The 23,017-nt window shown below is 72.5% G+C and carries 19 protein-coding genes; 12 read left to right on the top strand and 7 right to left on the bottom strand.

Annotation, left to right across the window (positions count from 1 at the left end; genetic code table 11):
• Nucleotides 1-7 precede the first annotated feature (7 nt).
• The gene (locus OHA91_RS12535; protein ID WP_031148403.1) at nt 8-547 is read right to left on the bottom strand and encodes a WcaF family extracellular polysaccharide biosynthesis acetyltransferase; all 540 of its coding nucleotides are present in this window, start codon (nt 545-547) and stop codon (nt 8-10) included.
• A 171-nt stretch (nt 548-718) separates the two neighbouring features.
• On the opposite strand from OHA91_RS12535, the gene OHA91_RS12530 reads away from it, so the two are divergent.
• Nucleotides 719-2,167, top strand: coding sequence for a hypothetical protein (locus tag OHA91_RS12530; protein ID WP_266499794.1), 1,449 nt, complete (start codon nt 719-721; stop codon nt 2,165-2,167).
• Nucleotides 2,168-2,326: 159 nt separating this feature from the next.
• On the opposite strand, the gene OHA91_RS12525 is transcribed toward OHA91_RS12530, so the two are convergent.
• Genes OHA91_RS12525 through OHA91_RS12515 form a run of 3 tightly spaced genes read right to left on the bottom strand, consistent with a single transcriptional unit; the run spans nt 2,327 to nt 6,512 of the window.
• Complete coding sequence (locus tag OHA91_RS12525; RefSeq protein WP_051892997.1) at nt 2,327-3,556, bottom strand: MATE family efflux transporter; 1,230 nt, start codon at nt 3,554-3,556, stop codon at nt 2,327-2,329.
• Nucleotides 3,553-5,304 (bottom strand): LPS biosynthesis protein, encoded by a 1,752-nt coding sequence (locus OHA91_RS12520; protein ID WP_031148411.1) that lies wholly within the window; start codon nt 5,302-5,304, stop codon nt 3,553-3,555. Before OHA91_RS12520 ends, OHA91_RS12525 begins: the two co-directional genes overlap by 4 nt.
• Entirely contained in the window at nt 5,301-6,512 is a 1,212-nt protein-coding gene (locus OHA91_RS12515; protein WP_328741127.1) for a glycosyltransferase family 4 protein, read from the bottom strand. The genes OHA91_RS12520 and OHA91_RS12515 overlap by 4 nt, the downstream gene beginning before the upstream one ends.
• A 166-nt stretch (nt 6,513-6,678) precedes the next feature.
• Here OHA91_RS12515 and OHA91_RS12510 point away from each other — a divergent pair, with 166 nt between their 5' ends.
• The gene (locus OHA91_RS12510; RefSeq protein WP_031148418.1) at nt 6,679-7,167 is read left to right on the top strand and encodes an adenylyltransferase/cytidyltransferase family protein; all 489 of its coding nucleotides are present in this window, start codon (nt 6,679-6,681) and stop codon (nt 7,165-7,167) included.
• Here the strand turns inward: OHA91_RS12510 and OHA91_RS12505 are convergent.
• Nucleotides 7,148-7,870: a CDP-alcohol phosphatidyltransferase family protein gene (locus OHA91_RS12505; protein ID WP_031148419.1), complete on the bottom strand. Its 723-nt coding sequence runs from the start codon at nt 7,868-7,870 to the stop codon at nt 7,148-7,150. The two genes, OHA91_RS12510 and OHA91_RS12505, sit on opposite strands and share 20 nt — an antisense overlap.
• Before the next feature lie 34 nt (nt 7,871-7,904).
• Nucleotides 7,905-9,107, bottom strand: coding sequence for an MFS transporter (locus tag OHA91_RS12500; RefSeq protein WP_328739240.1), 1,203 nt, complete (start codon nt 9,105-9,107; stop codon nt 7,905-7,907).
• Nucleotides 9,108-9,190: 83 nt separating this feature from the next.
• Here OHA91_RS12500 and OHA91_RS12495 point away from each other — a divergent pair, with 83 nt between their 5' ends.
• Complete coding sequence (locus OHA91_RS12495) at nt 9,191-9,859, top strand: MarR family winged helix-turn-helix transcriptional regulator (protein WP_078959182.1); 669 nt, start codon at nt 9,191-9,193, stop codon at nt 9,857-9,859.
• Here OHA91_RS12495 and glgX read toward each other — a convergent pair.
• Entirely contained in the window at nt 9,825-12,209 is a 2,385-nt protein-coding gene (glgX, locus tag OHA91_RS12490) for a glycogen debranching protein GlgX (RefSeq protein ID WP_037631837.1), read from the bottom strand. The two genes, OHA91_RS12495 and glgX, sit on opposite strands and share 35 nt — an antisense overlap.
• A 182-nt stretch (nt 12,210-12,391) precedes the next feature.
• Here glgX and OHA91_RS12485 point away from each other — a divergent pair, with 182 nt between their 5' ends.
• From OHA91_RS12485 to OHA91_RS12445, 9 genes are all read left to right on the top strand, one after another.
• Nucleotides 12,392-13,612 carry a L,D-transpeptidase gene (locus OHA91_RS12485; protein ID WP_031148427.1) on the top strand — a complete coding sequence of 407 codons (1,221 nt, stop codon included), beginning with the start codon at nt 12,392-12,394 and terminating at the stop codon, nt 13,610-13,612.
• Between the two features lie 135 nt (nt 13,613-13,747).
• Entirely contained in the window at nt 13,748-15,961 is a 2,214-nt protein-coding gene (locus OHA91_RS12480; protein ID WP_328739239.1) for a choice-of-anchor A family protein, read from the top strand.
• Nucleotides 15,962-15,989: 28 nt separating this feature from the next.
• A complete protein-coding gene (locus OHA91_RS12475; protein ID WP_328739238.1) occupies nt 15,990-16,829 on the top strand; it encodes an MSCRAMM family protein in 840 nt (279 codons plus the stop codon).
• A gap of 97 nt (nt 16,830-16,926) precedes the next feature.
• On the top strand, nt 16,927-17,634 hold the full coding sequence (locus OHA91_RS12470; RefSeq protein ID WP_381624981.1) for a L,D-transpeptidase family protein: 708 nt from the start codon (nt 16,927-16,929) through the stop codon (nt 17,632-17,634).
• A gap of 124 nt (nt 17,635-17,758) precedes the next feature.
• Nucleotides 17,759-19,000 carry a L,D-transpeptidase gene (locus OHA91_RS12465; RefSeq protein ID WP_051893004.1) on the top strand — a complete coding sequence of 414 codons (1,242 nt, stop codon included), beginning with the start codon at nt 17,759-17,761 and terminating at the stop codon, nt 18,998-19,000.
• A gap of 96 nt (nt 19,001-19,096) precedes the next feature.
• On the top strand, nt 19,097-19,864 hold the full coding sequence (locus OHA91_RS12460; protein WP_031148436.1) for an enoyl-CoA hydratase/isomerase family protein: 768 nt from the start codon (nt 19,097-19,099) through the stop codon (nt 19,862-19,864).
• Nucleotides 19,865-20,107: 243 nt separating this feature from the next.
• A complete protein-coding gene (locus OHA91_RS12455) occupies nt 20,108-20,620 on the top strand; it encodes an ATP-binding protein (RefSeq protein ID WP_031148438.1) in 513 nt (170 codons plus the stop codon).
• A 363-nt stretch (nt 20,621-20,983) separates the two neighbouring features.
• Nucleotides 20,984-21,796, top strand: a complete 813-nt coding sequence (locus OHA91_RS12450) for a polysaccharide deacetylase family protein (protein ID WP_031148440.1) — start codon at nt 20,984-20,986, stop codon at nt 21,794-21,796.
• Nucleotides 21,793-22,980, top strand: coding sequence for a YncE family protein (locus OHA91_RS12445; RefSeq protein ID WP_031148442.1), 1,188 nt, complete (start codon nt 21,793-21,795; stop codon nt 22,978-22,980). Before OHA91_RS12450 ends, OHA91_RS12445 begins: the two co-directional genes overlap by 4 nt.
• The last annotated feature ends 37 nt before the right edge of the window (nt 22,981-23,017 follow it).

Below are 23,017 nucleotides of genomic sequence, written 5' to 3'. Positions count from 1 at the left end.
GCGGCACTCACTTGGGCTCCTCCACCGGGCGGCGCCGCCCGTCCTGGGTCTGCAGGGTCAGTTCCGGCAGGTCCTTGTGCACGACGGCCCCGGCGCCCGCGACGGCGCACCGGCCGACGGTCACCCCGGCCAGCACGGTCGCCCGTACCGCCACCCAGGCGCCGTCCTCGACGGTGATCGGCGCGTTGCGGTAGCGGAAGTCGGCGGCCCGGTGGTCGTGCGAGCCGGTGCACAGCATCGCCTCCTGCGAGAGGCACACGTGCGAACCGATGGTCACCGGCTCCAGGTTCAGCACCCAGACGCCCTCGCCGATCCAGGCGTGGTCCCCGACGGTGAGCTTCCACGGCCACAGCACGCGGACCCTGTGCCGGATCAGCACCCCCTCGCCGATCTTCGCCCCGAAGGCACGCAGCAGCGCGACCCGCAGCCGGGCCGGACAGAACCAGGCCATGAAGACCGTGTTCATCACGGCGAACCAGAGCGCCTGCGTCAGCAGTCCGCGCCCCTTGTCGTACCCGGCCAGCGTGAAGGAAGGAAGATCACGCAACAGAAGCCCCCATCGTGCTCTCGGCCACGGCCTCCCCGGGCGCGGCCCGCTCAGACTAGACTGCGCGCGGACCAGGCACATCGGGTGGGGGCGGCAGTGACGACGGACATACGCAAGCCCTCCGTGCCGGCCGCCGAGCCGGCCGTCCCGTCCCGCTTCGAGGACGAGAGCATGTGGGGTCGCGAGACCCTTCCACGGACCCTGCTCTCCCGGGCGCTGTCCGTACCGCTCGCACTCGGATTCACCGTCTTCCTGCCGCTGTTCGTCGCCGTCCAGACGGGCGCCGGAGCCCGCGACGCGGCCTTCTGGCTCCAGCTGCTGCTCACCATGTACGCGGGTGCCCGGCTCTCCGCGATGGTGCTCACCAGCCGCCGCAAACTTCTCCAGGGCTCCTTCTGGCTGTTCGTCTACATGGCGATGGGCGTGGCCCCGCTCGCGCAGGCCGTCCTCGGCCAGGTGCCGACGCCGGTCGTCGGCCCGCGTTCGGACCTGACCGTCGCGATCGGGCTGGTGCTGCTCGGCTGCACGGCCTTCGACGTCGGCGTGCTGCTGGCCCGTCACCGGCCGGCCGGGCGTGCGGGCGGCTCCCAGAAGGAGTCGAGGCCCGTCATGGCGCACCGGCGCCGGCTCCAACTCCTGACGGTCCTGTCGTTCCTGTGCAGCGCCGCCTTCATCATGAAGCTGGGCGGCCCGGCGGTCTTCTTCTCCAGCCGTCAGGAGATCATCGCCGGCATCGAGGAGGCGGGCGTCTCCAACGGCGACGGCCAGGCCGGCCAGGCCCTGCTGCGCGGCTTCGGCACCGTGCCGGCCCTGCTCGCGCTGCTCCTGTACACGCGCTGGCTGATCACCTCGAAGTTCGCCCGCCGCAAGGTGTCGATCATCGTCACGTGGTCGGCGCTCGCCGGCCTCAACCTGATCGTCAACAACCCGATCTCGAACCCGCGCTACTGGTTCCTGACGGTCATGTTCGCGCTGCTGTTCACCGTCTTCCCGGTGAGCGCGGCGATGTACCGGGTGGCGCTGTCGATGGCGGTGGTCGTCGCCCTCCTGATCTTCCCGTTCGCGGACCGCTTCCGGTACGACGAGAAGAACTACCGGCCGGTGGAGACCACGTCCTTCCTGGAGCCGATGGCCCTCAAGGACTACGACCAGATCGGCATGTTCGCGAACACCATCACCTTCTCGGAGTCGGGCCCCGGGCACTTCTACGGCCGCCAGCTGGCCGGGTCGATCTTCTTCGCGGTGCCCCGCTCGGTCTGGGAGGGCAAGCCGCGGGACACGGGCGTGATGGTCGGCCAGTGGATGGGCACGGTCAACACCAACCTCTCCTCCCCGATCTGGGCGGAGCTGTGGCTCGACTTCGGGCCGCTGGGGATGGGGGCGGGGCTGCTGGGCATGGGCTACGCCTCGGCCCGCATCGACCGGCGCTATGCGAAACGCGCCACGCGGAGGGCGCCGCCGGGCAGCCTGATCTCGGTGGTCGTCCCGCTGGTCGCGGGCTACTCCTTCATCCTGCTGCGCGGACCGCTGCTGCAGGCGTCGGGACGCGTGGCGATCGCGGCCCTGTGCCTTGCGCTGGTCGCGACCTACCGCACGGACAAGTCCACCACCCTGCGGTAGCGCTCCGCTGGGTTCGGCACGACCCGGACCCCCTCCGCGCCCGGCCGCGGCACCGCTGCTGGGGCTGTATTCCAGCCTCGCCGGCGTGTGAGGCGCGGGTCCGGGCGGAGCCCGGGAAACGGTGAAAGGGCGGGGCGGGGAGAAGGCCCGCGCAGCGGATCAGGCCGCAGGCGCGGTGGCAGGTTCGGTCACGACGGGGACGGCAGCCGGCAGCCGGGCCACCCGGAGCCAGGCGGCCAGAGCCTTGAGCGCCGAGCCGGCCGCCAGGCCCCACGCGGCGCCCGCCACACCCCACACCGCGTAGCCGCCCAGCAGCAGTCCCACGGACAGCAGCGAGAAGACCACCTGGAGGGAGAGCGTGGCCTTCGGGGCGAGGACCCGCAGGGTCAGCAGCGCGCAGGTGCCGAGGCCCATCACGGCGTACTGCGCACCCGTGGCCGGCAGCAGCGCGGCCGCCGCCGCCCAGGTGTCGCCCAGGAGTTCCCGGCCCAGCCGGTCCGGCAGCAGGTACAGGGCGGTCGCCCAACCCGCGCCGACCGCGGCCAGCACCAGGCCCAGCGCCGCCGTGGCCCGTACGGTGGCACGCTTGCCGCCGAGGCGGCCGAGCACCGGCGGCCCGAAGGCGTTCGCCGAGTTGAACAGCACGTTCAGCGGCCCGAAGAGGGTGGTCGCACCCCGCAGCGCACCGACGGCCAGTGGTGTCGCGAAGACGCCGAGGCCCAGTACGGCGAGCTGGCTGGAGCCGTTGCCCACCGCGAACTCGACCACGAACCGCTGCCCCAGGTGACCCCGCCGCAGGTACGGCCGCAGGTCCGCGCGGGAGCCTCGTACGTACGGCCGCAGCAGCCACAGGCCCACCGCCAGCGCGGGCAGTGCGGACAGGCCCCACACCAGCACCAGCCGTCCCGCCGAAGCCCCTTCGGGCTGCACGGCCAGCGCGGCGACCACGCACACCAGCCGCAGCGCGTCCGCGGCCAGTGCCCGCTCGGGGGCGCGCAGCGCGGAGAAGCAGTAGCGCAGCCCGTCCTGGAGGAGCACCAGCGGCAGGACGAGGCCCAGCGCGAGGAAGGCCCGCCCGGTGGCCCCGGGCAGGGCGAGGCCCACCACCGCGAGCAGGACGCCCACGGCGGCCGACGCGGCCCCGGTGAAGCCGGCGGCCGACCGGCAGGCGGCGCCGAGCCCTTCGCCCTTCTGCAGGACGAGGCTCTGGCCGACGTAGGCCATGTTCAGCCCGAGGAGCACGCTGAAGGCCACGTAGACCATCGAGAAGTCGGCGAAGGCGGAGGCCGACGACAGCCGGGCGGCCAGCACCAGCACCAGGATGTTCGTGGCGCTGGAGGCCGCCTGGTCCAGGACCGAGGCGACGGCGGCGAGGCCGCGTCGGCTCACCTGCGGCCCATGCGCACCGTGCGCAGCGCGACGGTGTCGGTGCCGTCACCGGGGATGTGCTGCTCGGGCTCCGCCACCTCGTACGGGATGGGCTGCGGCACGCTGTTCCCCGGCTTCGCGGGCGCCGCCGGGCCGGCGGCGGGCGCCCCGCCCTTGTCGCCCTTGCCCTTGCCGCGCTTCTCGCCGGGCAGCGGCGCGTGCAGCACCGCGCCGAGCACCGTGCCACCGGCGCCGCTGATGAGCTCGCGGATCCGGATGAGGTCGGTGCGGTGGATGGCGCGCGGGTCGGTGACGACCAGGACGCCGTCGACGCGGTCGACGAGGGCGAGGGCGTCGGCGTACGAGAGCACGGGCGGTGCCAGCACGACGACGGTGGAGTTGGGGGCGTCGGCCTCGGAGATCAGCCGGGTGGCGCGCGCGGAGGTCAGCGCGCGCGGGACGTTGCGCGCCCGGTCACCGGGGATCAGGTCGAACGAGCCGGACTCCCCGGCGTCCACGACGAGCTGGCGTCCGTCGGGCCACTCGGAGTCGGCGTGGCGCCCGGGCGCGGGCGCGCCGCTCTGGCCCTGGCTCCAGCGGGGCCGGCCGCCCGCGTCGGTCGGCAGCTGGCTGGCCAGCACCGGGGTGCGCAGGTCGGCCTCGATGAGCAGCACGTCCTTGCCGGTCTCCGCGAAGGAGGCGGCGAGGTTCACGGCCACCGCGGCCGCGGTCTCGCTGCTGCCGCGGGGCGCGACGACGAGGAGTCGGCGCCGGTCGGCGAAGCGGGAGTCGTAGGCGAGGCGGAAGGCCACCGAGCGGTACTCCTCGGCGAGCCGGGGGTCGGCCTCGCCGGCGGCGAGCAGCGGTCCGCCGCCCGTCCGGTCCCGCGGCAGGTAGCCCAGTACGGGCGCGCGCAGGGCCCGGGCCACGTCGCCCTCGGAGCGCGGCGCCGGGTCGAAGACCAGCCGGACCCAGGCGGCCAGCAGGCCGAGTGCGAGGCCGACGGCCGCGCCGAGCGCGAGGGACATCAGGATGCCGGGGCCGTCGGTCGCGGTGGGCGCGGTCGCGGCACTGGTGACCCGGCCCGGGGTCATGTCCAGGGCTTCGAGCTTGGTGATCTTGGTGTTGTAGCCGCCGACCTCGCTCTGCAGGTCGGTCTTGGCGGAGCTGGCCGCGTCGCGTCCGGCGCCGGCGGGCATCCGGGCGATCTCCTTGGACGTCTCGTCGAGCTGCTTGGCGATCGGGTCGCGCTGCTCCTTGTAGCCCTTGACCATCTTGTCGCGGGTGGCGTCGAGGGACTCCTGCCGCTTGAGCAGGTAGGCCTCGGTCATCGCGTTGGCGCGCTTGGCGGCTTCCTTGGGGGAGTCCGCGGTGTAGGTGAAGCGCAGCACCATGGTCTGCGGCGGGTTGGTCACCTGGAGGCCGGCGCGCAGGGCGGCGAAGTCCTTGGCGGACACCCCGAGCTTCTTCGCCGCCTCGTTCGCGATGGAGGAGCTGAGTGCGACCTGGCGCTCGGAGCCGATGTTGATCGCCTTGTCGGGGGCGAGGCTCGGGTTGAACGGGTCGTCGGTGGGCGCGCGCAGCACCACGTCGGCGGTGGCGACGTAGGTGTCGGCGGTGGATATGCCGAGGTAGACGCCGCCCAGCAGGCCGACGGCGATGCCCGCGCCGATCAGCCTGCGGTAGCGCAGGAGCTGCCGGAACTGGTCCCTGAGGAGGTCGGGTTCGTCGTCGGCCGGTGCCGCTGCCGGGCGGTTCGTCTCGATCACGGCCGGGTTCCCCCAAGTGCTTCGTCTATCAGTGCGTCGATGCGGGCCAGGCCCGCTTCACGGCTCAGGTGGGCCGCCACGTGGCGGGGCCCGGCCGCTCCCAGTGCGTCCGCGGCCTCGGGGTCCTCCGCCAGGGCCCGTACGGCCTTCAGCAGGGCCTCGGGGTCCTCCGGCGGTACGAGCACCCCTGCGCCCGAGCGTTCCACCTCCTGGGCGGTCCCGCCCTCCGCTGCCACGGAGGCGACGACGGGCCGGCCGGTCTGGAAGTAGGAGGTGAGCTTCGACGGGACGCTCATGTCCAGCACGGCGGCGTGCTGTGTGACCGCGAGAACGTCCGCCGCCGCGAGGATATCCGGGAACTCGCCGTCAGCGGCAGGGGGGATGATGTCCAGATTCGGCACGTCCGCGGAGAGGTCCGCGAGCGCGGAGCGCTGACTGCCGTCGCCCATCAGGACGAAACGGACCTTCGGGTCCAGCCGGGCGGCGCCCACGAGGACTTCGAGCCCCTGCTTGAGGCCCATGTTCCCGGAGTGCAGGACGACGGTCTCGCCGGGGCTCCACCCCAGGTGACGGCGGGTCTCGCCGCGCGGCTTGGTGGGCTTGGGCACGTGGGACCAGTTGGGAACGAGGCGGATCCGGCCGGGGTCCACGCCCATGCCGACGACCCGCTCCACGAAGGTCTCGTGGATGACGCCGACGAGGGTGGCCCGCTTGAGGGCGTACGCCTCGGCGCGGCCTGCGATCGCGGCCGCCTTGTCGCCGCCGCTGATCCCGCTCTGCGCCGCGGCGGCGCCCATCAGGTCCTGGACGACCGGGACGTAGGGGACCTTCCAGCGCGCCGCGAGCCGGGCGGCGAGCACTCCGCCGGCCAGGCTGGGCATCTGGGCGAGTACCGCGTCCGGCTTGGGCATCCGCGGCGGGGCCACGGCGCCGTGCAGCAGAATCGATCCTTCGAACAGGGCCCGCTTCACGGCGGTCTGGCGGGGCGGCACAGTGTGCGCGCGCCGGTGCACGGTGACTCCCGCGCGCTGTTCCGTGCGCTGGAGCGCCCCCTTGTACTCCGGCTCGAGCGACCACGCGGGGTAGTGCGGCATGCCGGCGAGGACGTGCGTCTCGTGGCCGAGATCCGCCCAGTGCTCCGCGATCTGCGTCGCGTACGGGCCGATGCCCGCGTGCTCCGGAGCGTAATTGGTGGAAACCAGCAGCATGCGCCGCTGACCGGATCTGGACACCGTGCGTCCCCTCTTCCCCTGGATGATGCGCACGTCACCCTATTCGTTCACCCGCGTGCTGCGGAACGTGCACGCTATTGTCTGCTAATCCGCTGCACCGGGGGGTGTGGCCGCTGGGGATGAAGAGATGACGGAGCGGTACATGTCCGACATTGGAGCGCCTGCGCGCCGACCGTATCGAGTCGGTTACGCGCCGGGTGCCTACGATCTATTCCATATCGGACATCTGAACATCCTTCGGCATGCCCGGAGTCAGTGCGACTACCTGGTCGCCGGGGTGGTCTCCGACGAGATGGCCGAACTCGCCAAGGGCCGCCGCCCGATGATCCCGCTCGTCGAGCGCCTGGAGATCGTGCGCAGCGTCAAGTACGTCGACGCCGCCTTCGTCGAGACGGTCCCGGACAAGGTGGAGACCTGGAAGCAGGTCCGCTTCGACGTGATCTTCAAGGGTGACGACTGGCGGGGCACTTCCAAGGGCGACAAGCTGGAGAAGGACTTCGCCGCCCACGGCGTCGACGTCGTCTACTTCCCCTACACCGTCCACACCTCCAGCACCCAGCTGCGCCGGGCGCTGGACGCGCTCGCGGAACCGGCCGCCGCGCCGGGGCAGGTCACCGGCGAACGGCGCTGAGCTCCCGGAACCACTTGGCGAGGAAGGCCAGCAGGAACAGCGCGGCGACCGCGCCCAGTCCGGCGTACGCCCACGCGAACAGCTCTCCGCCGCCGAGCAGCAGGAACACCAGGCAGAACACCCCGTAGTCCACGGGCAGCAGCGCCACCGCGCGCAGGGTCGACGGCGCGGCGGCGGGGCTTCCCGGCGCCGGCCTCGGCTTCAGCTTCTCGGTCAGCAGTCCGCCGAAGAAGGTGACGACGGCGGCGAACTGGAAGCCGAGCGGCACCAGCAGCCAGCCGTCGGCCGTCGTTCCGTACTGCTCGGGGAACCGGTAGAACGCGATCAGCACGCACGAGTGCAGCGCCGTGAGCTTCGCGGCGTCCACGACGTGGTCCAGCCACTCGCCGGCCGCGCTGCCGCCGCCGCGCAGCCGGGCCAGCTGCCCGTCGGCCGAGTCGAAGGCGAAGCCGACCGCGAGCGCGGCCCATACGGCGATCCCCAGCGCCCAGGAGGGCCCGGTCAGCGCGACCGCGGCCACCGCGGCGAAGCTGAAGGCGGCGCTGATCAGCGTCACCTGGTTCGGGGTGAGCCCGAGCGCGTACGAACCGGCGGCCAGGTAGCGCCCGGTGGGCCGGTTGACGAACCGCGAGTAGAGCGACACGCCCTTCGCGGACTTCTGCGCCCCGCGCAGTTCCCCCAGCGCGGTACCGACTCTGCCCATGCAGGGGCTCCCCTCAGCGACGATGTCGAACACATCATCGCAGCACAGATGAGCGGGTCGGTTCCGGATGTCTGCGGACGTCCGGAAGAAGCAGTACGGACAGGTTCGCGCCGGCGCTGAGGGCGGCCGCGACCAGCAGGGGAGCCGTGGACCCGACGGCGGCGGCCAGCGGGGCGGCCACCGCCAGCCCCAACGGGCGCGCGGCGAACGAGATGAGGGTGTCGAAGGATCCGACCCGGCCCAGGGTCTCCAGCGGGATGCGGCGCTGCATCTCCGTCTCCCACAGCGGGCTCAGCACCCCCAGCCCGAACATGGCGCAGCAGAACGCGGCCGCCGTCACCGGGAGCGGCAGGCGCAGTGCGAAGGCGGTGAGCGGCAGCGCCTGGGCGGCGGCCCCGAAAGCCACGCCGAACAGCGGCCGGCGCAGCGGCAGCCGCCCGGCCGTCCACACGCCGGCGAGCATGCCGACCGTGCCGACCTGGGCGATCACCACCCAGGAGCCCTCGCCGCCCAGGCTCTCCATGGCGATTGCCGGGCCGAGGGTCAGGAGCAGCCCGGCCGCCAGGTGCCAGACCCCGTGCGCCAGCACGTTGGTGCGGAACCACGGGTGGCGCCGGGTCTCGGCCCAGCCCGCGCGCAGTTCGGCGCCGAAGGCGGCGCGCGGCGCGGTACGCGGGGCCGGGGTGGTGCGCAGGCCGCCGAGGGTGAGCGCGGAGAGGGCGAAGAGCGCCGCGGTGAGCAGCGAGGCCCAGCCGCCGCCGACGGTCAGCGCCAGCGAGCCGGCGGCCGCCGGAGCCGCGACGTTCGCGAGCCCGGTGGCCACCCCGAGCCGGGTGTTGACGCGCAGCCGCCCGTCCTCGGGAACCGCGGCCGCGACGAGCGTGCGTACGGCGGGCGTACCGAAGGCCACCGCGGCCCCGGTCACGGCGGCGAGCACGGCCAGCTGCGGGATCCGGCCGTCGAGCCCGGTCAGGAGCAGGACGCCGGTGGCCAGTTGGGCGGCCGCCCGGACGAGGTCGGCGACGAGCACCACCCGCCGGGCGGGGAACCGGTCGGCGGCAACCCCGGCGACGGGCAGCAGGAGCAGCATGGGCAGCAGCTCACTGGCGAGTACGAGGCCCAGGTCGCCGGAGGAGCCGGCCCGCAGGAGGGCCAGCGTGAGGGTGGTGGGGACGAGCGCGGAGGCGAAGGCGGCGAAGGTGCGGCCGACGAGCAGCCGCCGTATCGGCGTGATCATGCACGGACATTATTTCGCCAGCGAATCATTCGTCAACGAAATATTGGCCCGGAGTTCGGCGGGGGACGGGACATAATGCGGGCATGGGCAGAGAGGCGGCCGAGGGCCGGGCGCAGCGCGCGGCAGGACGGGCCGCCGCAGCGGAGGCGGGATCCGGGGCCGTGCCGGCCCACCGGGCGGGAACGGCCTCCCCCCTGGGCCCGGACGGCCCGCACGGACCGGCGGTCGTGCCCGAGGACGCCCGGCCGTCGCAAACGGAGCCCGCCGAGGACTCCGTTGACCGGCACATCGCCCGGTGGACCGGCAAAGTGCCCTTCGACGTGCCCACCGAAGCCGTCATCACCCGCATCCAGCTCCTCGCCAAGCACGTCTCGCACGGCAAGGAGCGGGCGCTCGCCGAGACCGGGCTGCAGGCCTTCGAGTTCGAGACGATGCACCGGCTCGCCTCCCGCGGCACACCCTGGCGGGCTCCCTCCGCCGAGCTCGCCGCCGAACTCCTCCTCTCCCCGGCCGGGATGACCGGCCGCCTCGACTCCCTGGAGAAGTCCGGCCTCGTCCGGCGGCTGCGCGCCGCGGCCGACCGCCGCCGGGTCGACGTCGAGCTCACCGAGGAGGGGCGCCGGCGGTGGACCGAGGCCATGCGCTGGCGCGGCATCGCCGAGGCCGAGATGATCGAGCCCCTCGACGACGCCGAACGCGCCGCGCTCGCCGCCCTCCTCAAGCGGATGCTCCTGTCGGTCGAGACCCGCTGACCTTCAGCAGGAGCACCGACCGGGCCGGCACGGTCAGGCTCTCCCCGGCGCGGTGCAGGGTGCCGGGGACGGCGCCCTGCTCCTCCAGGGAGGTGTCCAGGACCAGCTCGTACTCCTCGGCCCACGGCGCCCCCGGCAGCACCCACGCCGCCGGCCGGTCACCGGTGTGGAGCAGGACGAGGAAGCTGTCGTCCGTCACCTGCCGGCCCCGCTCGTCACGGCCCGGGATGTCCCGCCCCGACAGGTACATCCCCAGCGCGGCCGCCGGCGCGTACCAGTCCCGCTCCGTCATCTCCACGCCCGCCGGCGTGAACCAGGCCAGGTCCCGCAGCCCGTCCGCACCCTGCGGCCGACCCGAGAAGAACGCCCGCCGCCGCAGCACCGGATGGGCGTGGCGCAGCGAGATCAGCCGGGCCGCCAGGGCGAACAGCGACTGCCACGCCGGGTCCTCCAGCAGCGACCAGTCCACCCACCCCGTCTCGTTGTCCTGGCAGTACGCGTTGTTGTTGCCGCCCTGGGTGCGCCCGAACTCGTCGCCCGCCACCAGCATCGGCACCCCGGTCGACAGCAGCAGGGTGGTCAGCAGGTTGCGCAGCTGGCGGCGGCGGAGCACACCGATGCGGGCGTCGTCCGTCTCGCCCTCCGCCCCGCAGTTCCACGACCGGTTGTCGTTGGTGCCGTCCCGCCCGGCCTCCCCGTTCGCGTCGTTGTGCTTGCGCTCGTAGGACACCAGGTCCCGCAGGGTGAAACCGTCGTGCGCGGTCACGAAGTTCACCGAGGCGTACGGCCGCCGCCCGCCCCACGCGTACAGGTCGCTCGACCCCGACAGCCGGTAGCCGAGGTCCCGTACGTCGGGCAGCGCGCCCCGCCAGAAGTCCCGTACGGCATCCCGGTAGCGGTCGTTCCACTCCGTCCACAGCGGCGGGAACGCCCCCACCTGGTAGCCGCCCGACCCCACGTCCCACGGCTCGGCGATCAGCTTCACCCGCCGCAGCACCGGATCCTGGGCGATCACCGCCAGGAACGGGGACAGCATGTCCACGTCGTGCATCGAACGGGCCAGCGCCGCAGCCAGATCGAAGCGGAAGCCGTCCACCCCCATCTCCGTGACCCAGTAGCGCAGCGAGTCCGTGATGAGCCGCAGCACGTGCGGACGCCCGGCGTGCAGGGTGTTGCCGCAGCCCGTGTAGTCGGCGTACCGGCGCTGGTCGGACTGGAGCCGGTAGTAGCCCCGGTTGTCGAACCCGCGCAGCGACAGCGTGGGTCCCAGCTCGCCGGCCTCCGCCGTGTGGTTGTAGACCACGTCGAGGATGACCTCGATCCCGGCCGCGTGCAGCGCCCGGACCATCCGCTTGAACTCCCCGACCTGCTGCCCGGCCGTACCGCTCGACGAGTACCCCGCGTGCGGGGCGAAGTAGCCGACCGAGTTGTAGCCCCAGTAGTTGCGCAGCCCCCTGCGCAGCAGGTGGTCCTCGTGGGCGAACTGGTGCACCGGCAGCAGCTCGACCGCCGTCACGCCCAGCTTCACCAGGTGCTCGACCGCCGCCGGATGGGCGAGACCCGCGTAGGTGCCGCGCAGCTCCTCGGGAACACCCGGATGGCGCATCGTGAAGCCGCGCACGTGCAGCTCGTAGATCACCGAATCGGCCCAGGGCGTCTTCGGCCGGACGTCGTCCGCCCAGTCGTCGTCGTCGTGCACGACCACGCCCTTGGGGACGAACGGCGCGGAGTCCCGGTCGTCGCGCACGGTGTCCGCGATGTACTGCTGCGGCCAGTCCCGGACGTGCCCGTACACCTCCGGCGGCAGGGCGCCGTAGTCATTCCCCTCCGCCCCGTCCACGGCCCGTGCGTACGGGTCCAGGAGCAGCTTCGCCGGATTGAACCGGGCGCCCGTCCAGGGATCCCAGCGGCCGTGCACCCGAAAGCCGTACCGCTGTCCCGGGCGCACGCCCGGCACGAAACCGTGCCAGATCTCGTGCGTGAGCTCCGTCAGCACGCAGCGGGTCTCGGCCCCGCCCTCGTCGAAGAGGCACACCTCCACCGCCTCCGCGCCCTGCGCCCACACAGCGAAGTTGGTGCCCGCGGTCCCGTCCGGACCGTGGTGGAAGCGGGCCCCCAGGGGATGCGAGGACCCCGGCCACACCGCCGGGGCCGGGCGTGCCTGTGCCCGTGGAACCTGCCCCCTGACCTGGCCGTTGGTCCGGCCGTCCGGCCGTCCGTTCGACTGATGGCCCAGTGGGCCGCCCGATGGGCCGTCGATGTGCGGTACGGGCGCGGCCTGTCCGCTCCGTACCGCTCCGACGGCGTTGCTGACGGCTTCCACCGCCTCCTGCTCGGCTGCGCTCGACACTGCCCGCCTCCACGGCTCTTCGGTACCGGCGGGGGGAGGGGAGTATGTGGCCCCGGCGTCCCGGCCCGGGCCCGCCCCCGTCTGGTCCTTCCCACTGTTCTGCCCGGACTGTTCTGCCCGGAACGTGGCCCGCGCTCACGTTTCCCCCGGAGGGCCCGGTCGTTGGAGGGAACGTGACACTTCTGACGAGGCGGGCAGGGGCGGGCTTGGCCGCCGTGGCGGTGTGGGCGGGCCTGCTGGGCGGGGCGGCAGGCTGCACCCAGGACGGCAAATCGCCCGTCGAGATCCAGCTCCCCGGCAGAGTCCGCTCGCCGGACGAAGCCATCCGCATCACCCCCGCCGACAATGCCAAGGGCGTGCCGGCCGACGGGCGGCTGACGGTCACCGTCCCCGAGGGGCGGCTGGAGCGGGTCAAGGTGACCAAGGTGGAGGACGCGCAGCAGGAGGAGGTCCCCGGCGCCATCGCCGCCGACGGGCTCAGCTGGAGCCCCACCCCGCAGGCCGGGCGGCTCGCCCTCGCCGCCAAGTACACGGTGGACGCCGTCGCCCTCGACGGGCACAACCGCCGCCAGGCCCGCCGCACCACCTTCACCACCTACGTCCCCGAGGAACGGTTCATCGGCTACTTCAAGCCGGAGCACCGCTCCACCGTCGGCACCGGCATGATCGTCTCCTTCAAGTTCAGCCGAGCCATCGAACAGCGCGCCGAGGTGGAGCGCGCCATCCGGGTCACCTCCGACCCGGCCGTGGAGGTCGTCGGCCACTGGTTCGGCAAGGAACGCCTCGACTTCCGGCCCAAGCAGTACTGGAAGCCCGGGACCAAGGTCACCGTCCAGATGGCCCTGCGCGACGTCGAGGGCGCCCCCGGCTCGTACGGGATCCAGTCCAAGACGATCACCTTCACCGTCGGGCGCTCCCAGATCTCCACCGTGGACGCGGCCGCCCACACCATGGAGGTCCGCCGGGACGGGGAGCTGCTGTCGACCGTGCCGATCAGCGCCGGAGCGCCCAAGACCACCACCTACAACGGCAAGATGGTGGTGATGGAGCTCTTCGACGTCACCCGGATGAACGGCCAGACCGTCGGGTTCGGCGGCGAGTACGACATCCCCGACGTCCCGCACGCCATGCGGCTGACCAACTCCGGGACCTTCCTGCACGGGAACTACTGGTCCAGCCCCGACACCTTCGGCAGCACCAACGTCAGCCACGGCTGCGTGGGCCTGCGCGACGACAAGGGCGGCGGCTCCGACACCCCGGCGGGGTGGTTCTTCGACCGGACCCTGATCGGGGACGTGGTCGAGGTCGTCAACTCGCAGGACAAGACGGTCGCCGCCGACAACGGGCTGGGCGGCTGGAACATGTCCTGGGCGGACTGGGTGGCCGGCTCCGCCGTCGCCTGAACGGCGCACGACCCCCCGCAAGAGTGACTCGTGTGATCGGAATGCCGTAGCCGAGAGTGTCCGCGCCCCGCCCCGCCGACCCCTGCCCCCAGCCTGTCAGGGCACCTCAGGGCAGCACGGAACGGACGGAGCGTCATGTCAGCAAGGAAGTGGACCCTCGGGCTCGCGGTCGGCGCCGTGCTGGCCGCCGCGGCCCCCACGGCCGTCGCCGCCGGACCCGGCGCCGACCGGCCGGTGGCGGCCGCCCGGGCGCCGTTGCCCGACGGGCTGGGTCCGTGCGTCCCGGGCCGCTGCCCGGACCCGTACCCGCCGATCAACAGCGACGGCGTCCTGCGCGGCCGCGACAACGGCATCAACATCTTCGCCGGCGGCGACTTCCGGGTCCGGGGACGGGCCTCCGAGGCCGAGGGCCGCCTCGTCGTCCTCGGCGGCTTCGACCAGGACAAGCTGGCGGGCGGCGACAGCCGCTACAACGTCGGGATCGTCGGTGCCGGATCGCTCGTCCCGCCGCCCGACGGGGCCGACTTCCTCACCACCGGCGCAGGCGTCACCGTCGCCCAGGGCGAACGCCTCCTCGCCGACGGCGGGGTGATCCGCCATGCGGGCGCCGTCACCGGGGTCGTCTCCGGCCGCCTGGTCCCGGACCCCGCCGCCGTCGCCCCGTACGCCGGACTGCGCGACCGGCTCAGCGCCGCCAGCCAGTGCTACGCCCGGGTCGGCGGGCAGCCGCGCCCGGCCACCGGCACCGTCGTCAACAGCGGATTCGAGACCGTGTTCACCGGCGACGGCACCTCCGCGCTCCAGGTCTTCAACGTCGACGCGAACCTCGTCGGCAACGGGGGCGGCCAGCAGGGCATCCGGTTCGCCCGCATCCCGGCCACGGCCACCGTCCTGGTGAACGTGCTGGGTGCCGCCCGCACGATCAACACCTACAGCGGCGGCATCGCGGACACCGACCCCCTGAACGCCTACCGCGACCGCCTGCTGTGGAACTTCCCCGACGCCACCACCGTGCGGCTGACCGGCGGCGGCCAGTTCCAGGGCAGCTTCCTGATGGGGCAGCAGCGCTCCGAGACCACGATCACCCTGCCCGGCATCAACGGCCGCTTCTTCACCACCGGCTCCGTCACCCACGGCAGCGACACCGGCGGGGGCGGCGGCCAGGAGTTCCACGCCTACCCCTTCGACGGAGACCTGCCCGACTGCGGCGGCCCGGCCCCGGTGACCGGCTCGGTCTCCGTCCTCAAGCGGGACGCCGAGACGGGCGCGGCGCTGGCGGGGGCACAGTTCGAGCTGTGGCGGGAGACCAACGGCGCGGCGGGCCTGCAGCCCGCCGGCCCGGGCGCCGACACCCTCGTCACCGGGTGCACCACGCCGGCGAGCGGCCTGTGCCGGGAGACCACGACGCCCGGCACGTACTACTGGCGCGAGACCCAGGCGCCCCCCGGGTACGAGGTGCCGGCCCAGCCGGTCCACGAGCTGACCCTGACGGCCGAGAACGCGCAGGCGGGCGTCCGGTACGAGGCGGACAACCGGCGCAGCCCGGAACCGCCGGACGGCGCCCGGGTGGTGCTGCGCAAGACGGACCGGGCGACGGGCCTGCCGCTGCCCGGCGCGCGGTTCGAGCTGTGGCGGGAGACCAACGGCAGCGCCGGGCTCCAGCCCGTCACCCCGGGCGGTGACACCCGGCTGGACGGCGCCTGCGTGACCGACGCCGAGGGCACCTGCACGGTGGAGCTGCCGGTCGGCCGCACGTACTACTGGCGGGAGACGGCGGTCCCGGCCGGATACGAACCGCCGGCGGACCCGGTCACGCGCTTCGACCTGACCGAGGGCGACGTGGCGGACGGCATCGTCGTCGCCGTCCCGAACACGAGGAACGAGCGGTACGAGGGCTCCATCCGGGTCCTGAAGCAGGACGCCAAGACCGGGCGGCCGCTGCGCGGCGCGGTGTTCGAGGTGTGGCAGGAGACCAACGGCACCGCCGGCCTCCAGACCCGCGGCATCAACGCCGACCGCCGGGCGGCGGACGGCTGTGCCACGGACCGCGGTGGGGCCTGCGACTTCGGCCGGCTCCCCGAGGGCTGGTACTACCTCGTCGAGACGGCCGTGCCCGAGGGCTACGCCCTGCCCGCGGACCGCGTGACCGGGCCGCTGAGGCTGGACGGCGCCACCCCGGACCGGCGGCTCGTGGTCACGCTCCAGAACCGGCGCGACGGCCACGGCAAGGGCAAGGGCGACCACGGCAAGGGCAAGGGCGAGCACCACAAGCACCCGAAGCACCCGAAGGACGCCAAGCACCCGAAGGACGCCAAGCACCCGAAGGACGCCAAGGGCCCCCGGGCCTGATCCCGGCCCGTACGACGGACGGAGCGACATGACAGCCAGGACGATGAGGGCATGGCCCATCGGTCTCACCGCCGCGGTGGTGCTCGCCGCGGCGGCCCCGGCCCGTGCCGCTCCGCCCGAGGCACCGCCCGGAACCGCCCGGGCGGTGCTGCGCAGCACCGACGCGGACACCGGAACACCCCTGTCCGGGGCCCGGTTCGAGCTGTGGCGCGAGGCCAACGACCGGGCCGGCCTCCAGAGCAGCGGTCAGGACGCCGACGAGCGGCACGACGCCGTCTGCGTGACCGACGCGAAGGGCGTCTGCTCGGTGGAGCTGCCGACCGGCGAGACGTACTACGCGGTGCAGGTCGAGGTCCCCGCCGGCTACGACCGGCCCGACGAACCGTTCGCCGGCTTCGACCTGGGCGAGGGCGCCGCCCGGGAGGGGATCATCGTCAACGTCCCCGGCCGCCGGCGGGACGCGGCGTACGGCGGCGGGATCCGGGTCCGCAAGAGGGACGGGAAGACCGGTGCGCCGTTGCACGGCGCGGTGTTCCAGATCTGGAAGGAGACCAACGGCACCACCGGCCTGCAGACCGCGGGCGTGGACGCCGACCATCGTGCGAGGCCCGGCTGCGCCACCGACACCGACGGTACGTGCGACTTCGAGGGGCTCGCCGACGGGGCGTACTTCCTGGTCGAGAAGGACGTCCCCGAGGGCTACGTGCTGCCGAAGAACCCGGTGGCGGGCCCCTGGCGGCTGGACGGCGCATCCGGCCGCAGACTCGTCGTCACGGTCTACAACAAGCGTGCCGAGCAGATCCCCACCGTGGGCGGGAACGACGGCCGCCGGGCCCGGACCGTACGCGCCGGTGCGCCGCTGGAGTGACCTCCTCACCCCGGCGGCGCAGCAGCGCGAGCCGTACCGCGGCCCGACGGGTTGGCTGGTCCGTGACCGTCGCGTTCACGGACCGGAGGAGGCCCGGATGGCCGTACGTCAGGGGATCGGCCGGGTGGCGCGGATGACCGTGTTCGGCGCCCTGCTCGCACTGGCGGTCCCGCTCCCGTCCCCGGCGGTGGCCGCCCCGGCAGAACCGGAGAACGCGTGCGTGGCGGGCACCGGCCCCTACCAGCGGGAGCTGGAGGACCACCTGGGCCGGCCGGTCGACGGGGTGCAGTCCACCGCGGACTGCCACGCCGTCCGCGCCTTCCAACGCACGAACGGCGTCAGCCCCGCCGACGGCTACCCGGGCGTCGCCACCTACCGCACGATGCTCGTCGTCACGGCCCGTCCCGACCCCAACGCCGCGGGCGAGTGCCCCGAACGCGAACATCGCGTCACGTGTGTGGACCTGGAGCGCCAGCTGCTGTGGGTGCAGAGAGGGGCCAGGATCGTCTTCCCGCCCGTGCCCATCCGCACCGGGCGCGACTACCAGGAGACCCGGACCGGCTGGCACGATGTGTACTGGCGCAGCAAGGACCACGTCTCCACGCTCTACGGCACGCCCATGCCGCACGCCCAGTTCTTCGACGGGGGCCAGGCCCTGCACGGATCCCCCGGATCCCTTTACACAACGGGTGGTTCCGCAGGCTGCGTCAACCTCACCGAACCGGACGCGAAACGCCTCTGGGACCTGCTCGCCGAGGGCGACGCCGTCTACGTCTGGGGCACCAAGCCGGGCACCGAGGACTGACCCCGCAAGCCGTCCCCGCCGTTTCGCGGCACTTGGGACGGAACGGTGACAAGACCGTGGCTCATCGTGATCCTCCCGTGTGATTTCCTGTCGACATGCGCGCGACAGTCCGCGCGCGGGGGACATGGGGAGAACACGAGTGAACCTGCAGCCGATACGCGGCCGCGCCCGGACGGGCCTGCCGGCCCTGCTGCTGGGAGCGGCCCTGCTGTTCACCACCGCCTGCAGTGGCGGTGGCGGCGGCAACAGCAACGGCAGCGGCGGCGACAACGCCGGGGGTGGCGGCAAGACCGGTACCGAGGCTTCGAAGGCCGTCGTGAGCGTCAAGCCCGACGACGGGGCCAAGGAGGTCGCCACGAGCGGCGTCCTGAAGATCACGAGCACCGGCGGCAAGCTCAGCACGGTGACCGTCGCCGACACCAAGGGCAACGCGGTCGAGGGCAAGCTCTCCGACGACGGCGCGAGCTGGGAGCCGGCCCGCCACCTGGCCTCGGCCACCGAGTACAAGGTGCACGCGGTCGCCAAGGACGAGGCCGGCCGGGAGTCCGCCAAGGACACCACCTTCACGACCCTGACCCCGACCAACACCTTCGTGGGCCACTACACGCCCGAGGACGGCTCGACCGTCGGCGTGGGCATGCCCGTCTCGATCAACTTCACCCGTGGGATCACCAACCCCGAGGCCGTCGAGAAGGCCATCACCGTGACGGCCGAGCCGGCCGTGCCGATCGAGGGCCACTGGTTCGGCAACGACCGCCTCGACTTCCGCCCCGAGAACTACTGGGCCGCGGGCACCAAGGTCACCGTCAAGCTCGCCCTCGACGGCGTCGAGGGCCGCCCGGGGGTCTACGGCAAGCAGACCCGCACGGTCACCTTCACCATCGGCCGTTCCCAGGTCTCGACGGTCGACGCGGCCGCGCACACGATGCAGGTCGTCCGTGACGGCCAGGTCCTCAAGGACGTCCCGATCACCGCGGGCGCCCCGTCGACCACGACCTACAACGGCCAGATGGTCATCAGCGAGAAGTACAAGGTCACGCGGATGAACGGCGCGACCGTCGGCTTCGGCGGCGAGTACGACATCTCCGACGTCCCGCACGCCATGCGCCTGTCGCAGTCGGGCACGTTCGTGCACGGCAACTACTGGGCCTCCGCGGGCACCTTCGGCTCGGCGAACGTCAGCCACGGCTGCATCGGCCTCAAGGACGTCCGCGGCGCGGGCGACTCCAAGCAGCCCGCGGCCTGGTTCTTCGACGAGTCGCTGATCGGTGACGTGGTCGTCGTGAAGAACTCCAAGGACAAGCAGATCGCCCCGGACAACGGCCTCAACGGCTGGAACATGCCGTGGGCGGAGTGGATCAAGTAGCCGTTCCGCGTACGCCGCGCACGCGATCCGGGTGGCCCGGTGCTGTGACCCACAGCACCGGGCCACTTCACGTTAACCGACGCTAACCTGGCCCGTATGACCATCTCTCTCGAAGTCTCCGAAGGCGTCGGCACCATCCGCCTGGACCGGCCGCCCATGAACGCCCTGGACATCGCCACCCAGGACCGGCTGCGCGAGCTCGCGGTGGAGGCGACCGACCGGGCCGACGTCCGCGCGGTCGTCATCTACGGCGGCGAGAAGGTGTTCGCGGCGGGCGCGGACATCAAGGAGATGCAGACGATGGACCATGCGGCGATGGTCGTCCGGTCCCGTGCGCTGCAGGACGCCTTCACCGCCGTCGCCCGCATCCCCAAGCCCGTCGTCGCGGCGATCACCGGCTATGCGCTGGGCGGCGGTTGCGAGCTCGCGCTGTGCGCCGACTACCGGATCGCCGCCGACAACGCGAAGCTCGGCCAGCCCGAGATCCTCCTCGGCCTGATCCCGGGCGCGGGCGGCACCCAGCGGCTGTCCCGGCTGGTCGGCCCCTCCAGGGCCAAGGACCTGATCTTCACGGGCCGCATGGTCAAGGCCGACGAGGCGTTCACCCTGGGTCTGGTCGACCGCGTGGTGCCCGCCGACGAGGTGTACGAGCAGGCGCACGCCTGGGCGGCCAAGCTCGCGCAGGGGCCGGCGATCGCGCTGCGCGCCGCGAAGGAGTGCGTGGACGCGGGCCTGGAGGCCGACATCGACACCGGGCTCACCATCGAACGCAACTGGTTCGCGGGCCTGTTCGCCACCGAGGACCGCGAGCGCGGCATGCGCAGCTTCGTCGAAGAGGGCCCGGGCAAGGCGAAGTTCGTCTGATCCCGGCCGGGCGGTCCTCCCTGTGGGTGGATTAGCCAGGCCTTAAGGCAGGCTTAAGCAGAATCGGTGATCAACTCGCTGTGATCACTTCCGTGCGGTGCGTCACGCCAGGTCAGGGCCGGTTTTCGGGCCGCCTCGTTGCCTCCCGCATATGACAGGGCACCCCCTTGGATTTGTTGAATCCGGGGGGTGTTTTCCTGTGGAACGGCCCGGGGCGGCAGGCGGGCCGTCCATGATGGGTGCATGGCGGGCCTGGAGGGTGTGGAACAGCCGCAGCAGCGCGGCGGTGCTTCGGCGGTACGGCTCACGGCGGCCGTCGAGGAGGAACAGGGCCTCAAGGCGCTGGAGTTGTACGGCAACCCGGCCGAGGCGGAAGTGACCCTGCCGTCCATGCCGGAGTCGGCCAGTACCGCCCGCCGGCTCACCCAGTGCGTGGTGATCCGCCTCTGGGGCCTCTCTCCGCAGATCTCCGAGCACGCCGTCCTGCTGGTCTCGGAACTCGTCGGCAACGCGGTCCGCCACACCGGAGCCCGCTCCTTCGGCTTACGCATGCTGCGGCGCCGCGGCTGGATCCGGGTGGAGGTGCGCGATCCCTCGCGCGGGCTGCCCTGCCTGATGCCGGTCCACGAACTGGACACCACCGGCCGCGGCCTCTTCCTCGTCGACAAGCTGTCCGACCGCTGGGGTGCCGACCTGCTGCCGCGCGGCAAGATCACCTGGTTCGAGATGCGGGTCGCCGACCGCCAGAACGCCTGAAGCCCCCGGCTCGCCGCGTGGGGCGCTGTGGGGGCTTCATGGGTGCGCCGAGGATCGAAGGGGGTGTGATCCTCGGCGTGGTGACTTCGCTCGGGTCAATGGGAAGTCGTGGTTTCGACTATGACAGACGAGGGCTCGAACGCCAAAAGTCCCTACTTGGACATAAGTGTGCAAATCATAAGACTTTCTAGCTAAATCCTAGGCGAGGTGAGCCACGGGCCTCGCATTCGATGAATAACTATCGACTGCTCTGAGTAAATCGTTGATCACGCGGCGGATGGGCCGCCCGATCCGCCCCTTCGGTGAACGTCCCGAAATGGGTCAATCATTACCTTCCGGGCTATCCACCTCTTAAATGGGCAGGTGCTCTCACATCCAGGCCGCCGCGCGGCCCTGCGTGCGGCTCTGCGTGCGGCCGGTCTCGGTGTGGCCGGCGCCGCGGCGGCCGGCATCACCACCGGCTGCGGCCCCGGCCGTCCGGCCGCCGGGCCCTCCTCCCCGCCCCCCGGCCCGGCCCGTCCGGCCAAGCCCGCGCGGGCTGCGGCCCCCGCCGCCCCGCGCCGGTTCGCCGGGCAGCCCGTGGAGATCGGCCACGGTCCGCGCGACGGCGGCCGGGTCGCCCTCACCTTCCACGGCAACGGGGAGCCCGCCCTCGCGCGCGCGGCGCTGGCCGAGGCGGAGAAGGGGGGCGCGCGGGTCACCGTACTGGCGATCGGCTCCTGGCTCGACGCCCACCCGGACATGGCCCGCCGGATCCTCGACGGCGGTCACGAGCTCGGCAACCACACCCAGCGCCACCTCGCCATCAACGACATGGCCGAGGCGGAGGCCTACGCCGAGATCACCGGCTGCGCCCAGCGCCTCAAGCGGCTCACCGGCTCCATCGGCACCTGGTTCCGGCCCTCCCAGACGCAGTACGCGACCCCGCTCGTCCAGAAGCTGGCCCAGCGGGCGGGCTACCCGCACGTCCTCTCGTACGACGTCGACTCCCTCGACTTCACCTCGCCCGGCGCCGCGGCCGTCATCCGCAACGTCACCGGGACGATCCGGCCCGGATCCGTGGTGAGCCTGCACTTCGGCTACGCGGACACGGTCGACGCGATGCCTCCCCTCCTCGAAGAACTCGCGCGCCGCAAACTGCGCGCGGTGACCACCACGGAGCTGCTGACGCCATGAAGACCACCCGCCTTCCCCGGAATGCCGGCGTGCTGCTGGCCGGTCTGGTCCTCGCCGCCCTGGCCGGCTGCGGATCAGCAGGAAAGGGGCCCGCCGAGGCGCTCGGCACCAAGGGCCCGGCCAAGCCCGTCAAGGCCGTGCCGGCCGCCCCGCCCGGGCTGCCCGGCATGCCGCCCCTGCTGGATCCGAACGACGTCTACGCGGCGGACCGGCCGGGCAAACTCTCCCCCGTGGTCAAGGACTTCCCGTCCCGCGTCTACGTGCCGAACACCAACTCCAACACCGTGTCCGTCATCGACCCGGAGACCTACCGGGTCATCGACACCATCCCGGTCGGGGTCCAGCCCCAGCACGTCGTCCCCTCCTGGGACCTGAAGACCCTGTGGGTCAACAACAACCGGGGCCACACGCTCACCCCGATCAACCCCGCGACCGGCGAGGCCGGAAAGCCCGTCGAGGTGCACGACCCGTACAACCTGTACTTCACGCCCAACGGCAAGTACGCGATCGTCATGGCCTCGATGGACAAGGAGCTGGTCTTCCGCGACCCGCACACCATGGACCGCGTGAAGACCGTCCCGGTGACCTGCTACGGCGTCAACCACGCCGACTTCTCCGCCGACGGCCGCTACTTCATCGTGAGCTGCGAGTTCTCCGGCGAACTCCTCAAGGTCGACACCGAGCGGATGGAGGTCGTCGGCCAGCAGAAGCTGCCGTTCGAGGGCGCGATGCCGCAGGACGTCAAGGTCTCCCCGGACGGCAAGACCTTCTACGTCGCGGACATGATGGCGCACGGCATGTGGGTGCTCAGCGGCGACACCTTCGAGACCCCGAAGCTGCTGCCCACCGGCAAGGGCTGCCACGGCCTCTACGTGAGCCGCGACTCCAAGGAGATGTACGTCTCCAACCGAGGCGAGGGCACCATCTCCGTCTACGACTTCCCGCAGAAGAAGCTCACCAAGAAGTGGACGCTGCCCGACGGCGGCAGCCCCGACATGGGCGGCGTCTCCGCCGACGGCAAGGTGCTGTGGCTGTCCGGCCGCTACAACTCCGAGGTGTACGCGGTCGACACCGTGACCGGCAAGCAGCTCGCCCGGATCCCGGTGGGCGGCGGCCCCCACGGCCTCGCCGTCTACCCGCAGCCAGGCCGCTACTCGCTCGGCCACACCGGCATCTTCCGCTAGGTCGCGCCTCGTGGATCTCGCCGGGCCCGCTGCGCCC

This window comes from Streptomyces erythrochromogenes (genome assembly GCF_036170895.1).
GTDB lineage: Bacteria > Actinomycetota > Actinomycetes > Streptomycetales > Streptomycetaceae > Streptomyces > Streptomyces erythrochromogenes.
The sequence above is the reverse complement of the archived record's forward strand: the minus strand, read 5'-3'. Positions and strand labels throughout refer to the sequence as shown.